The sequence below is a fragment of the Occallatibacter sp. genome (assembly GCF_049582745.1).
In the GTDB taxonomy this organism is placed as follows: domain Bacteria; phylum Acidobacteriota; class Terriglobia; order Terriglobales; family Acidobacteriaceae; genus Telmatobacter.
Map to the genome: position 1 here is coordinate 1 of NZ_JBAUUO010000040.1, position 13,644 is coordinate 13,644.

The 13,644-nt window shown below is 54.8% G+C and carries 10 protein-coding genes; 6 read left to right on the plus strand and 4 right to left on the minus strand.

The annotated features are described in order from the left end of the window. Positions 1-189: 189 nt before the first annotated feature. Complete coding sequence (locus WCA10_RS04870) at positions 190-495, minus strand: hypothetical protein (RefSeq protein WP_472821375.1); 306 nt, start codon at positions 493-495, stop codon at positions 190-192. A 19-nt stretch (positions 496-514) separates the two neighbouring features. On the opposite strand from WCA10_RS04870, the gene WCA10_RS04875 reads away from it, so the two are divergent. Next, on the plus strand, positions 515-892 hold the full coding sequence (locus WCA10_RS04875) for an FtsX-like permease family protein (RefSeq protein ID WP_472821376.1): 378 nt from the start codon (positions 515-517) through the stop codon (positions 890-892). 978 nt (positions 893-1,870) lie between these two features. Here the strand turns inward: WCA10_RS04875 and WCA10_RS04880 are convergent. Continuing rightward, positions 1,871-2,407 carry a hypothetical protein gene (locus WCA10_RS04880; protein ID WP_472821377.1) on the minus strand — a complete coding sequence of 179 codons (537 nt, stop codon included), beginning with the start codon at positions 2,405-2,407 and terminating at the stop codon, positions 1,871-1,873. A gap of 665 nt (positions 2,408-3,072) precedes the next feature. Here WCA10_RS04880 and WCA10_RS04885 point away from each other — a divergent pair. After that, on the plus strand, positions 3,073-4,413 hold the full coding sequence (locus WCA10_RS04885) for an AGE family epimerase/isomerase (RefSeq protein ID WP_472821378.1): 1,341 nt from the start codon (positions 3,073-3,075) through the stop codon (positions 4,411-4,413). A gap of 30 nt (positions 4,414-4,443) precedes the next feature. On the opposite strand, the gene WCA10_RS04890 is transcribed toward WCA10_RS04885, so the two are convergent. Continuing rightward, positions 4,444-5,832 (minus strand): glycosyl hydrolase, encoded by a 1,389-nt coding sequence (locus WCA10_RS04890; protein ID WP_472821379.1) that lies wholly within the window; start codon positions 5,830-5,832, stop codon positions 4,444-4,446. Further along, positions 5,751-6,446, minus strand: coding sequence for a glycosyl hydrolase (locus WCA10_RS04895; protein ID WP_472821380.1), 696 nt, complete (start codon positions 6,444-6,446; stop codon positions 5,751-5,753). The genes WCA10_RS04890 and WCA10_RS04895 overlap by 82 nt, the downstream gene beginning before the upstream one ends. 107 nt (positions 6,447-6,553) lie before the next feature. On the opposite strand from WCA10_RS04895, the gene WCA10_RS04900 reads away from it, so the two are divergent. From WCA10_RS04900 to WCA10_RS04915, 4 genes are all read left to right on the plus strand, one after another. Next, entirely contained in the window at positions 6,554-7,909 is a 1,356-nt protein-coding gene (locus WCA10_RS04900; protein ID WP_472821381.1) for a tryptophanase, read from the plus strand. 178 nt (positions 7,910-8,087) lie between these two features. Continuing rightward, on the plus strand, positions 8,088-8,882 hold the full coding sequence (locus WCA10_RS04905) for an ATPase domain-containing protein (RefSeq protein ID WP_472821382.1): 795 nt from the start codon (positions 8,088-8,090) through the stop codon (positions 8,880-8,882). Then, positions 8,879-10,384, plus strand: coding sequence for a Y-family DNA polymerase (locus tag WCA10_RS04910; RefSeq protein ID WP_472821383.1), 1,506 nt, complete (start codon positions 8,879-8,881; stop codon positions 10,382-10,384). The genes WCA10_RS04905 and WCA10_RS04910 overlap by 4 nt, the downstream gene beginning before the upstream one ends. Next, positions 10,377-13,640 carry an error-prone DNA polymerase gene (locus WCA10_RS04915; RefSeq protein WP_472821384.1) on the plus strand — a complete coding sequence of 1,088 codons (3,264 nt, stop codon included), beginning with the start codon at positions 10,377-10,379 and terminating at the stop codon, positions 13,638-13,640. Before WCA10_RS04910 ends, WCA10_RS04915 begins: the two co-directional genes overlap by 8 nt. Positions 13,641-13,644 lie beyond the last annotated feature (4 nt).

Below are 13,644 nucleotides of genomic sequence, written 5' to 3' on the forward strand. Positions count from 1 at the left end.
TCAGCTTGCGGAGATACTCAGCGCGGTTCGGAATCGTTCCCAAGCTTCGCACGTCACCGTCTGGCTCCGCGACCGCCACGGCGATCGTCTCAGCATGGACATCCAAACCTAAAAATCGTAACTTCTCTTTCATGACCGGCTCCCTTCCGCTTGTGGCTCTGAACTGTGCGTCCTTCGGACGCTCACAGCTTAACCCACGATCAGCGCATCGGCGCCGGTCACTCCATAGTGACTGTTCGCGTCCGATGAGCGCGTCTTGACGTCACCCCCGACGTCCCTGACCACGACGTGCGCGAGCCCAATCGCGCTGTCTTCTACGTCCCCTTCGCAGTAATCGACGGCAAATCCGCCCCCACGGTCGAAGGCTTCGCCACCTTTGTCGTTCACACCGACGCCCAGAACCCGCTCGCCCCCGCCAACTTCCTCCGCCAGCTCATCGCGCAGCGCAACAACGGACTTCGCGTCTCGAACATAACCACGGAGCGACCAGACCATTCATGAAAGCCTGATCGCTATGCTCGCCGCCTTCTTTGCCGCCGTCGCGCTGCTTCTGGCCGGCATCGGACTTTACGCTGTCCTCAACTACTCTGTCCTCCAGCGCCGCCGCGAGATCGGTATCCGCCTGGCGATTGGCTCGACGCGTGCTGGCATCGCGCGGATTGTGACTTTCGATGCATTCCTGACGATCGCGCTCGGAGGCTGCGCGGGCGTCACGCTCGGAATCGGCGCGGCGCGTTATGTCGAGTCTCTTTTCTACCAGGTCAAAGCAACGGACGCCGATATGATCGCGCTGCCGGCGTGTGCCATGCTGCTCACAGCTCTCGTTGCCATGCTCCCTGCCGTGCTTCGTGCGCTGCGCACAGACCCTACCGAGATCCTGCGCGCGGAATGAGAGGCGGGGTGCTACTTACTACGAAATTGCACATGGCGATCGGATTTACCATGCATCAGGAACATTCGCTGCAGAATCGCCGAAGCACCCATTGGTCATCGAAACGAGTCCACTTGTCTGTATAGTCGCCAATCCGGGTCACGCTATTGAAAAGCGCCTTGAGTTCTTGATCGGAGTAGATCTGAGGAAGAGTCTTGTCGTATTTTGGCGGTTTAGGCAATCTCTTGATGTCGTAATCCAGGAGTTTTAGGAATGCCTTCACGTTTGAATGACGATTGTTCACCGTCCTCACGCTCATTCCCCGCTCGAAAAGCTTCCGGTGGTACATGACGAGGTCATCCGGCAAGATTTCATCTACGAACTGACGGCCCGTCACTTCAAGGAATTCGTTACATGCGAATTCGTAGACTTCTCGGGCTTCAAGCGATCCCCGATCCGAGGCTACCGTCAGAAACCTCTCTAATTCGGATCCGAGCGTTGGACGCCTAGGATCTAGCGGCTCGATCCTAACGTCGACCTTTCCGGCCGCCTTAACAACCAGTAACTGCGCTTCTTTCCTATTCCGGCGAGCTTCTGCCTCGGCCGGGCTGACCCCTCTAAGAGCCTCAAAGAGAGTTTTGGCACCCGGTAGTAGCGCAGCTCGTAATATCCGACCGAGAACTTGATTTCCTGGCCGGCAATGACCGCGTACCAAGGCTTAACACGGTTGTTCGCCGCATACGCTGCCGGGTAGTGTCGCCAGCCAGCCTGCGTTTTCACTCGCATCATCAGTCGAACTTTTACGTTCGCCACCGTGCCTCGATCGCGAAAACCATAACATAGCCATAACATGGACGTTCGTGATGCATGGAACCCTATTGCCTATTGACGATTTCTCGCTGCAGGTTCGAATCCCACTCTCTCCGCCATGAGCCTCACCGGACGCGTTCCCGCACAATACTTCTTAGACACCAGGCACTGAAACGGAATCCGGGCGGACTATCGCGCTCTATTCTGCTGAGCACCTGCGTCGATTCCCCGGACGCGAAGAAGAAACTGTTCGAAAGCTGTACGGTCAAACTTTTGGCCCTCAATAATTTCGCCGTTATTCAGGTCAAAGAATCCTGATTCGACAAACTCGCAACCCACGCCATCTTCTCCCCAGCGAACTACCTTGGATTCAACTCTGCAGACATCATCGGCTTTACCTGCGCGGAGATCATTTCGTTGCAGTGTCATCACAATGCGCGTTCCGGGGAGCCAGCGTTCGTCGGTCACGAGATACAACCCGCTGCTGCTCACGTTGCCGAGAGGATAGGAATTTGGCGATCCTCCGGTCCAGTAGTACACAACGAGGCCAGGATCCGCCAATCGCTCACCGCGACGCCTGTCGCTTGAAGCAGGCTCTGGAAACAGCCAGCGCAAGAAGCGGATCTTGAGAGAAGGCATGTCTTCCCCGGAGGGGCGCGACGCGGTTTGCGGCTTCGCGAGCGGCTTGTCATGCTTTTGTGTTGGCTGATCTGCCGGTGGCTTCATGTATCTCGTGCAGAAGGGTGTTTCTTCGAAGTCTGTTGAGGACGAGAAATTGTGGGCACCGGCGAGGACCCGTTTGCCCTGACAAATTCTCAGTTGATCGCCTTTTCGGATCGGAAATGAGCCGAGTGTTTGCGCGGGAAGAACGAGGGCGCTTGCAGCGATTTCAGGAATCGGCTCAAATTCGGATTCGGCGAAATTTACAACGTAATCGAGAACCTTGCAGTCTTCATCCAGATAGATAACGTCGAATCTCGAGACCTGAGGTCCACGGGGAATGCCCCGGAATGGACTCAACCAGAGGCCATCCTTGACGTCAGAAAGGCCTTTGACAATTGTAAGAAACGGCTCTTTGACGGTATCGACGAAATCGATTTCCGCACATAACGGACTTTGACGGGTCCGGTCGCAGGCGCACAACTTCTCAGTGCCCATATTCCTCTATTCCAGGGAAGTTGCCGACCGCAGTTCTACAAGTATTTATCCTCAGAATAACAGGAATTGAACTTTCATGTAGCCAAACGAAAGTTCTTGAGAGTCGCAAAGAAGTAACTCGCTGCGTTAAACTCGGCCGGAGATTTCAAGCCAACTTTGACGGCGCGGGGAATCGGAACAACATCGCGGGTGATTCCTTCTGTTAGATTCGCGCGAGGAGAGCCGAACGCCCGATGAAGCATCTCTTACTTTTCCTGATGTGCATCGCATGGCCATGCTTCGCGCAGGCACCGCCAATGGAGTCCATCACTACAAATCCCCAGCCAACACGCCAGACTTACTTGAGTCTGGCTGCGGAGGTGACCAATGCGCTTCACTCTGATGTGCTCAATGTCTGGTTTCCGCGTTCGGTGGACGCCAAGTTTGGTGGTTTCCATTCCCATTTTGGGCGCGACTGGCAGGAGTTGCCGAGCGACGGCAAATTCTCGGTATTTCAAGGGCGCATGACATGGGTGGCGGCGCAAGTGGTCATGCGCGAGCCGGCAATGAAGGACGAATTCGTGCCGATCGTCCGTCATGGTGTGGATTTTCTCGCCAACGTGATGTGGGATAAGCAGGACGGCGGATTTTTCTGGGGCCTGGACGACCAGGACAAAATCACTCCGGCATTCGGCGACGAAAAGGAACTCTACGGCATTGGCTTTTGTATTTACGGAGCCGCTGCGGCATATAAGGCGACCGGCGATCAGAAGGCACTCGAGATTGCGAAGGACGGCTTTCTCTGGACCGACAAGCATGCGCACGACGCAATACATGGCGGGTATTTCGAATGGCTCTCGCGCGATGGAATGCCTGTGGTGCCCCGCGTCGCCGACGGAACGGTCGCAACGAACGCCATCGGACCCATCAATTTCAAGTCGATGAACACTCACATTCATTTGCTAGAGGCGTTTACACAGCTTTACGCCGTCTGGCCCGATCCGACTCTGCGCTCGCGACTCGAAGAACTGCTCGCGATTGTACGCGACAAGATCTGCGTTGAGCCCGGGGTGATGAACCTCTACTTCACGAACGCGTGGCAACCGATTCCGGATCACGATTCCTACGGGCACGACGTCGAAACGGCGTATCTGATGCTGGAGACCGACGAAGCCCTGCATGGAGCCGCCGAAGAAAAGACGGAACACATGGCGCGGATGCTTGTCGATCATGCGCTCGCCTATGGATGGGACCAGAAGAACGGTGGATTCTTCCGCGAGGGTACGACGTTTGGGAAACCCGAAGACACGATGAAGGAATGGTGGGTGCAGGTCGAAGGCCTGAACGCACTCCTGATGATGCACGAACGCTACGGGAAGCAGGATGGCGTGTACTTCGAGCGATTCCTTGAACAGTGGGCCTTCATCCGCCACTACACCATCGATGGGCGGTATCACGGCGATTACAACCTGACCGCGGCGGATGGCACGCCCGTTACCGAAGACAAGGGATCGATCTGGAAAGCAGCCTACCACGATGGACGCGCGTTTTGGAACGTAAGCGATCGTTTGCGCAAGCTGGCCGCCAAGCCGTAGCTGACTCCACACATTGCGAGCTGAACCCGGTCAATGAGAGACCACGCGCGGATCGGCATACAATCCCGCAATCGCCGGATCCGGATTGGCGGCAACTTCCCCTTCAGTTCCCTTCCCAGCAGATTCAGGGCCGAGCACAAACCAGGCCCACCCGGTTTCATTCGCAAAAAACAAAGGATCGGGCGCTTTGCCATCGATGAAGAGCCCGATCGGTTTGGCTACACCGATCGAGCGCAAGAAAATATCAGCGCGAAATCGTGATTCTGCATGGGTCACATCGAGTTCGAGCGAATCGACATAAAGGAGTCCAGGAAAGAACTGGCTATACGGTCCCGCAGCCGCATTCGGCCCGAAACCGGGAGTTGCAGCCTCCCACACCCAGACTAGATTGGTAAGGCGATGATGATTCACAAGCCGGTCAAAGAGCATGCGGTAGAGCGCAGCACTCCCATGAATTCCCGGTCGACTGCTCCACCAGTAATGCTTGCCGTTGGGCTCGGGATACGGCGACCACAGTACCGCAACGCCCTTGTCGGCCAGCGGTTTGAGAGCTGCAGCAGCAGCGTCGACCTGTTCGCTCCAGCGCAGGTTTAGCGGCGTTCCCGGCGTCAACAATTCCTTCCACTCGTAATCGGTCAGAAGACGGTTGTCCACTTCCTTGCCGCTTTCATCTTTCTCCGTAGGATTTGGGGCGAACCATCGCAGACTAATGACCGCATTCTGATCGCTTTGTTTGAGGACCTCGTCAATGACAGCCTTTACGGGAACAGTTGCTCCAGACCGCGTGTCGAGATCCTGACTGATGATGATGGGGCGCTTGCCGGTTGCGCGAACCACGGCATCAATGGCTGACTCCGAACCGGTAGCCTCGACCTGCTGCCCGCTCAGCACGTGCGAAGGCGCTGTCGTGTTCAGCGTCTTCAGTAAAGCTACGGATGCGGGCGAGGCATTCGCAGTTACCGGTATGTCGAGCGGGCCCGCAGGCGCAGCCTTCTGCACAAAGGGTGCATCGCCGCGATTCAACACGTTGGGCGCATGAAACATCGCCTGAAGCTGCTCTTGAGAATTCACAGCCTCGCCCATACCGCTCCACATCATGAAATACGCCCAGCGCGGTTGCTGCTCGAGCACATCGAGCGAGGGCATGGCGCCCACCTCGGCAAGCCCAATGGGCTTGTCACCGGCCAGCGCGAGCGTGCTGGTGTAATAGCTCTGCTCAAACTTGCCGTATATGTCCATCGTGATGACGTCTGCGCGTTTGGCTCCCGGATAGAACGCGTCAATCGGCCCGGCAGTGCCGCCCGGGCTGTTCACGTTCCACACCCAGATCAGGTTATTCAAGTGATGGACCTGCACAAACCGGTCGTAGAGCTGCCGGTACAGCGCCGCCGATCCGAGCTCGCCCGCCGCCCGCCCCACCAGAACCAGTTTCCGTTCATCTCGTGGTAGGGGCGAAACAGGACCGGCACGCCGGCAGCCTGGAGTTGTTGCAGGTAGCCTGCGATCACGTCGACCTGTTCTACCCAGCGGTTGTAGATGTTGGTACCTGGAGTCAGCAGCTCGTTCCACTCGAAATCGGTCAAGTGGCCCTGCACACTGTCACGGAACGTCGCAGGCTCATCGTCTGTGGGCCGCACGGCGTGCCATGTGAGAGCGATAACGGCTCCGTTACGATACTGCCGGATCGCCTCTTGAATCATTGAAGGTCGCCCTTCCACTGAATCCTTGTCGTCTCCGCCGGAGAAGCCGAAATCCTGCCCGAATATCGTGGGGAACTTTCCAGTCAGATCGTAGATCCGATCTGACCACCGCGACAGATGATTGGGAAAGTTATTCTGTCCGGTGAGCGTGTAGTGTCCGGAAATCTGGTCGATCTGGCGCAACAATTCTCGCGCTTCAGGCGTTGCGTTTGGATTGACGGCAGCCGCTGAAGGTTGTTGCGTTGTGCCATCGTTTGTGATTTCGGCAAGTCCAGTTCGAGCGAAAATGCCCATCAGCAGCGACAATAGAACTACAATTCGACTGAACATCATGAAACGCTTCCCCTTGGCAAAGAAACCGGTTTGCTGCGACGCGTTCAGGACCATTTTGGATTTCGCTCAGGTAACCACCTATACTACCGGACAATCAGGACGGAATCATGCCAGTAAGAACCATCATCGAGCCATTCCGGATCAAAAGCGTGGAGCCGATCCGCTGGACGACCCGTGAGCAACGCGAAGAACTGCTGAAGGCCGCACATTACAACCTTTTCCTGTTGCGCGCCGACGATGTGCTGATCGACCTGCTTACGGATTCCGGTACCGGCGCGATGTCAACTCATCAGTGGGCCGCAATCATGGAGGGAGATGAGAGCTACGCTGGAAGTCGCAGCTACGATCGCTTCTACAACTCCGTCCACGACATCGTCGGATACAAACACATCATTCCCACTCACCAGGGACGCGCGGCCGAACGCATTCTGTTTGGCGTCACCTGCAAGAAGGGCCATGTCGTCCCCAACAACACGCATTTCGATACCACCCGCGCCAATGTTGAATTTGTCGGTGCAGAAGCCGTGGACCTGCTGATTTCTGAAGGCCGCCAACCATCCTCGCAATATCCCTTCAAAGGCAACATGGATGTCGCCGCGCTTGAAGCTTTGATTGAGCGCGTTGGTCGCGAGCGCATTCCCCTGGTCATGCTCACGGTAACCAACAATTCCGGGGGAGGTCAGCCCGTGTCGATGGAAAACGTGCGCCAGGTGAGCGCGATTTGTAAACGTCATGGGATTCCGCTCTATTTCGATGCGTGCCGCTTTGCGGAAAATGCATGGTTCATCAAGCTGCGAGAACCGGGCTATGTTGACAAGACTCCAAAAGAGATCGCGCAGGAAATGTTCCGCCATGGCGACGGCTGCACAATGTCTGCGAAGAAAGACGGAATGGCGAACATCGGCGGCTTTCTTTGCACGAGCGATGACCTGCTCGCGCAGCAGGAGAAAGATCTCCTGATTCTGACAGAGGGTTATCCGACGTACGGCGGGCTCGCGGGGCGCGATCTTGAAGCCATTGCGGTCGGTATCCAGGAAGCGCTGCAGGAGGATTATCTTCGCTACCGCATCGCGTCAACGGCATATCTGGGCAACCACATCGATGAGGCCGGAGTACCGATTGTTCAGCCGCCGGGAGGCCACGCCATTTACATTGATGCGCGCGCATTCCTACCTCATGTTCCTTCTGATCAGTTTCCGGGTGTAGCGCTGGCGGCCGAACTGTACCTCGAGGGTGGTGTGCGCTCGGTAGAAATCGGCACCCTGATGTTTGCCGGTTCTGCTCAGATGGACCTTGTTCGGCTGGCAATGCCGCGGCGGGTATATACGCAGAGCCATGTCGATTACCTGGTTGAAGTGATCATTGAGGTGTTCAGGAACCGCGAAAAGATAAAAGGAATGCGCCTGACGTACGAAGCGCCTTTTTTGCGTCATTTTACGGCGCGCCTGACACCTGTCGATTAGTTAATAGTTTTGAGGATAAATACAATATAAATATAAGAAATTATTACGTTTATATAATCTGTTTGTGCGCGATGCCGGTTTAGAAATGCATTACTTTTCCCACAAGATGACGTTGACAACCTATCCAGAATAGTTTGATTCTATAGGCGAATATAAGGCGAATATCGCCCTCTCAGCCATGCCTTCCTACGCCGCACTTCGACAACAAATCGAGAATGATTTCCAGCATCGCTACCCCTCTGTGCTGACTCCGGCTGCGCGAGGAATACAGGAGGTTTCAGCCACCGGCATTGTTCAAATAGACGAGTTGCTTGATGGTGGTCTGCCCGTAGGTGCGATCAGCGAGATCACCGGCTCTGCGTCCTCAGGGAGAACAACCATCGCATTAGCATTTCTCGCACGGCGCACACAGGATCGCAGTTCGTGCGCATGGATTGATGCGAACGATAATTTGGATCCAGAATCGGCTGCAGCGAATGGAGTCAGTCTGAAGCATCTGCTCTGGGTCCGATGCGGAAATGCGCCAATCGAAAAGTCTTTCCCGGTCATTCGCCGCACATCTCCAAATAATCAACGTCCGTGGACACGCCTCGATCAGGCTATCCGCGCAACAGATCTACTGTTGCAGGCCGGCGGTTTCGCAGCGATCGTGCTTGACCTGGCAGATGAAGCTATCGAGCACGGCCGTCGCATTCCATTGGCAACGTGGTTTCGCTTCCGTCAAACCGCTGATCGCACGCGTTGCACCCTGGTCGTGCTAGGCAAAGCAGCCTACGCGCAGTCGAGCGCCGCTGTCGTTCTTGAATGCCAGCCAGATCAAATCGACGTTGCAACAGGCACGGCAATTCGCGGCTTTAATTTCAGTGTCGGACGTGGCCGCATACGATTTTCTCCGCTAACAAACATCGCATTTAAACCGCCGGCATCTACATGGTCCACGCAAGCGCCATGGAGCCAAGAAAAACGGGCATGACAATTCAATCCAATGCGCTATACGCAGCAATTTATGCGGCGGATTTTCCGGCACAAGCGATCGTTCGCTTGAGACCGGATCTGCGCGCTCATGCGGTAGTCATACTTGATGGTGTCGCTCCACATGAGCGAGTCTGTTCGCTCAATCTGCATGCCAGAAAACGTAGAGTCGCACCTGGTATGACACGTCTGGAAGTCGAAGAACTCGGTGGAATATATGTACAGTCGCGTTCAATCGAAACAGAACGCGCGGCCAGGATGATTCTTCTCGAGAGTGTGTCGCAGTTTTCCCCTCGCATCGAAGAGACATTCGCTACCAATGCATGCGGCTCCGTGTTGGACATTACCGGTACGGAACGACTGTTTGGATCACCGGCAATATTGGCACAACGTATCCGTTCATCAATTCAATCATCCGGATTGCGTGCCTCGGTAGCTCTGAGCCATAACTTCGATACTGCACGCATTAAGGCTGCGTTCTCGCGAGGCATTACGGTCGTCCCTGATAAACAGGAGGCCGTGTCCCTTGCGGCTACTCCCATCTCTGCATTGCCGATTGATGAAGAGGATTACGAAACATTTGCAGTGTGGGGGATTAGCTGTCTCGGCGAACTGGCAGAACTGCCTGAAGAAGAGCTGATCACCCGTCTCGGCCAGAAGGCAACGCTATGGCTCAAACTTGCGCGTGGAATGGCTGAACACTTTTTTCTACCGATTGAGGCCCGTTTCGAACTCAAGGAGCACGCCGCATTCGAAACCCATATTGAACAACTCGACTCTCTCATGTTCATGGCCGCTAACATGATCAGTAGTCTAGTAACGCGCGCAACTTCAAGAGCATTGTCGTTAGCGACTATCAATGTTCACATGGATCTCGAAAAAGAGATCATCTACCAGCGTGTGATTCGACCTGCAATCCCCAGCAGCGACTGCAAATTCCTACTGAAACTACTGCAGCTTGAGATTGCAGCCCACCCGCCGCAAGCAGCCATAACATCTCTCACATTGACTGCCGAGGCAGGACAGCAAAACAAAATGCAGCTAGGTCTTTTCGCGCCGCAGACGCCAGAACCATCGCGCCTCGATGTCACTCTTGCACGACTCAAGGCATTGGTCGGCGACGACCGTGTTGGCTCTCCGAAATTATTAGACACGCATCGCGGTGACAGCTTCGTTATGGAGAACTTTTCGGTAACCAGTCTGACAGTTCCGCGCGAGGACACCAATATTAGAGTTTCTCTACGGCGCATGCGTCCACCTCGGCCTATTCGTATGCATCTCGAATGTGCGAAGCCCGCATGTTTTTACGATGGTACGGATCGTTACGGCGTACAGGTTGCCTACGGTCCTTGGCTTACCAGCGGCTGCTGGTGGTCAGTGAACCAATGGGATCTGGAAGAGTGGGACGTTGTGGCTGCAAACGAACTTGGTGAGTCGATCGGGTACCTGATCGTTCACGATCATTTGAAAAAGCAATGGCTATTGGATGCGTTGTATGACTGACGTCAATGGCTTCAGTGTTAGCGATCAAGCATCTCGAACCAGTTCTGAAGAATATATCGAGCTCCACGCATCGAGTGCCTTCAGTTTTCTCGCTGGATCGTCGGAGCCGGAATCTTTCATGGAGCGTGCAGTCGAGATCGGCATGCCGGCAATGGCACTGGCTGACAGAAATGGCATGTATGGTGTGGCTCGTTTCCACACCGCAGGAAAGCACAACCAGGTAAAAGCCCACATAGGAGCAGAGATCGCAGTTTCATCGTTCGGCAACAGGCTTGTTCCCCAGGAGTGGCTTCCGCACCAATACGCCGATGAGCCGCCGCGGATCGTTCTCCTTTGCACATCGCAGGTTGGATATCAGAATCTCTGTCAACTCATCACGCGCTTCAAGATGCGCGAGACCGCAAAGGCCGAAGGTGCAGCTACCTTCGAAGACCTGGAGGAATTTTCAGCCGACCTGATCTGTCTTACAGGCGGAGAAGAAGGACCGCTCGCAGCGATACTTCGTCGCGAAGGTTATACCGGTACGCACAAGGCACTCGGTCGCCTCGCCTCCATCTATGGTCGTAACAATGTATATGTTGAACTCCAGCGCCACCTCGAACGTGAGGAAGAGGTCCGTAATTCTGAACTACTCAACATTGCTTCGCGCTTGGGTCTGCCCATCATTGCGACAAACGGTGTGCGCTGCGCCAGGCAAGTAGATCGTGAACTCCTCGATGTTTTTACAGCCATTCGCCATCACACTACCGTTCATAATGCCGGAAGACTTTTGAGTAGAAACGCCTTGTGCCATTTGCGCTCGTCACGAGAGATGTCCGATCTTTTTCGAGATATACCTGAGGCGATTGCAAACACGCGCATTGTGAGCGAACGTCTCGAATTCACGCTCAACAATCTCGGCTACGAGTTTCCACGGTATCCCGTGACTGATGGCGATACTATGGATAGTTTTCTCGCCAAACGGATCGATGAAGGCATATGTAAACGGTATTCAACATCTCTCAAACAAAACCTAATGGCGCGAGCGCGGAAACAGGCACAGCACGAGCTCGAATTGATTGCGAAGCTCGGATTTGCCGGCTACTTCCTAATTGTTTGGGACATCATCCGGTTTTGCAATCGAAATGGTTTCCTAGTGCAGGGTCGTGGATCGGCAGCAAACTCGGTTGTGTGCTATGCCCTCGAAATCACTGCAGTAGATCCCATTGGAATGGAGTTGCTGTTTGAGCGTTTCCTGAGCGAGAGCCGAGGCGAATGGCCGGATATCGATCTCGATCTTCCCTCAGGCGACCATCGCGAACGCGTTATCCAGTACATATACGAACACTATGGCGCACTAGGCGCGGCCATGACCGCCAACGTTATTACATACCGCGGACGATCTGCCGCTCGTGAAGTAGGAAAAGCACTCGGATTCGATGAACTTCAGCTATCAAAGCTCTCCAGTCTTGTCGGTCATTGGGAATGGCGCGGCGCCAATGACACGATGGCAAAACATTTAGATCAGGCTGGCTTCGATGCACGTCATCCTGCGATTGCCAAATATCTCGAACTATGCACGCGCATGTACAATCTGCCGCGCCATCTTGGACAGCACTCTGGGGGAATGGTTATCTGCGCCGGAATGCTGAATCGGATCGTCCCCATCGAACGCGCATCGATGCCCGGCCGGACCGTTGTTCAATGGGACAAGGAGGACTGCGCGGAAATGGGGCTGATCAAAGTCGATTTGCTTGGCCTTGGCATGATGGCCACGCTCAAAGACTCGTTGGAGCTGATTCCGCGCCATTATGGCAACGATGTTGACTTGGCGTCCTTGCCGGAGGATCCGCTTGTTTATGACACACTCTGCAAAGCGGATACCGTTGGCATGTTTCAAGTCGAGAGTCGCGCCCAGATGGCCTCGCTGCCGCATAATGCACCGAGATGTTTCTACGACGTCGTGGTACAGGTTGCCATTATTCGTCCAGGCCCGATTGTCGGCAAAATGATGCATCCCTATATGAGGCGTCGACAGGGGCAGGAGGAGGTTTCGTACCCGCATCCATTACTGGAGCCTGTGCTGAAGCGAACACTGGGTGTACCACTCTTTCAAGAGCAACTATTGCGTATGGCGATGGTGGTTGCGAGTTTTACCGGTTCCGAAGCCGAAGAGTTGCGTCGCGCCGTAGGCATGCGACGCTCGATGCAGCGAATGCGCGATCTGGAAGGGAGACTGCGTGCGGGCATGACAAGCAATGGAATCGGGCCGCAGGAGCAAGACAACATTGTGCAGGGAATCTCGTCCTTTGCCATGTACGGATTTCCGGAATCGCATGCGGCAAGCTTCGCGCTAATCGCGTATGCCTCCGCGTATTTGAAGGTTCATTATCTCGCAGCATTCACCTGCGGCCTTCTCAATAACCAACCGATGGGCTTTTACGCGCCTGCAGTGCTTATCAAGGATGCGCAGAGACATGGATTGCGCGTTCACCCAATCAGTGTGCAGCGATCTGATTGGCCATGCTCCATTGAGCATGAATCCGATGGCAGCCTCTCCATCCGCATAGGTCTTAACTATGCCAAGGGGCTCAGACAATCCTGTGCAGATGCATTACTGGCTTCAAGAAACGCTTACGGCCAGTTTCTATCAGTCGACGATCTCACACGCCGAGTTCCCGAATTGAATAGAAAAGAATTGGTATTACTTGCAGGCATTGGTGCCTTGAATTCTATTGGAGACGTCAAACATCGGCGTGATTCGATCTGGCAGGTCGAGCTGGCCGCCCGCCCGGTCGGCCCTCTGTTGAGATCGTCAACTGCACACCATGCCGCCGATGCGTCAATGCCCTTGAGAAAGATGTCAACAGACGAGCGACTTGCTGCAGATTATGCAGGAAGCGGGCTTACCTGCGGCCCGCATCCGATGACCTATCATCGAGACTCGTTGAATCACTCGGGCTTTCTCTCTGCTGAGGACCTTACCCGCAGCAGCAACAAGTGTTTTGTTCGAATCGCAGGTTGTGTTATCGCACGTCAACGTCCAGGCACAGCAAAAGGATTCGTCTTTCTCTCGCTTGAAGACGAGACCGGAATTGCAAATGTCATCATAACGCCAGATCTATTCGAGAGAGAACGCGTGGTGGTCACACGCAACCGCTTTCTTGAGATCGAAGGTACTCTGCAAACCCAAAACGGCGTGATCCATGTAAAAGCCGCTCAAATCAGACCGATCGACATCACATCCGCCGAAGTCAGATCGCACGATTTCCACTAATCCA

What these genes read in the sequence shown, in the direction of transcription:
- WCA10_RS04870 (WP_472821375.1), bottom strand. Translation starts at nt 495, where the DNA reads ATGGTCTGGTCGCTCCGTGGTTATGTTCGAGACGCGAAGTCCGTTGTT.
- WCA10_RS04875 (WP_472821376.1), top strand. Translation starts at nt 515, where the DNA reads ATGCTCGCCGCCTTCTTTGCCGCCGTCGCGCTGCTTCTGGCCGGCATC.
- WCA10_RS04880 (WP_472821377.1), bottom strand. Translation starts at nt 2,407, where the DNA reads ATGAAGCCACCGGCAGATCAGCCAACACAAAAGCATGACAAGCCGCTC.
- WCA10_RS04885 (WP_472821378.1), top strand. Translation starts at nt 3,073, where the DNA reads ATGAAGCATCTCTTACTTTTCCTGATGTGCATCGCATGGCCATGCTTC.
- WCA10_RS04895 (WP_472821380.1), bottom strand. Translation starts at nt 6,446, where the DNA reads ATGATGTTCAGTCGAATTGTAGTTCTATTGTCGCTGCTGATGGGCATT.
- WCA10_RS04900 (WP_472821381.1), top strand. Translation starts at nt 6,554, where the DNA reads ATGCCAGTAAGAACCATCATCGAGCCATTCCGGATCAAAAGCGTGGAG.
- WCA10_RS04905 (WP_472821382.1), top strand. Translation starts at nt 8,088, where the DNA reads ATGCCTTCCTACGCCGCACTTCGACAACAAATCGAGAATGATTTCCAG.
- WCA10_RS04910 (WP_472821383.1), top strand. Translation starts at nt 8,879, where the DNA reads ATGACAATTCAATCCAATGCGCTATACGCAGCAATTTATGCGGCGGAT.
- WCA10_RS04915 (WP_472821384.1), top strand. Translation starts at nt 10,377, where the DNA reads ATGACTGACGTCAATGGCTTCAGTGTTAGCGATCAAGCATCTCGAACC.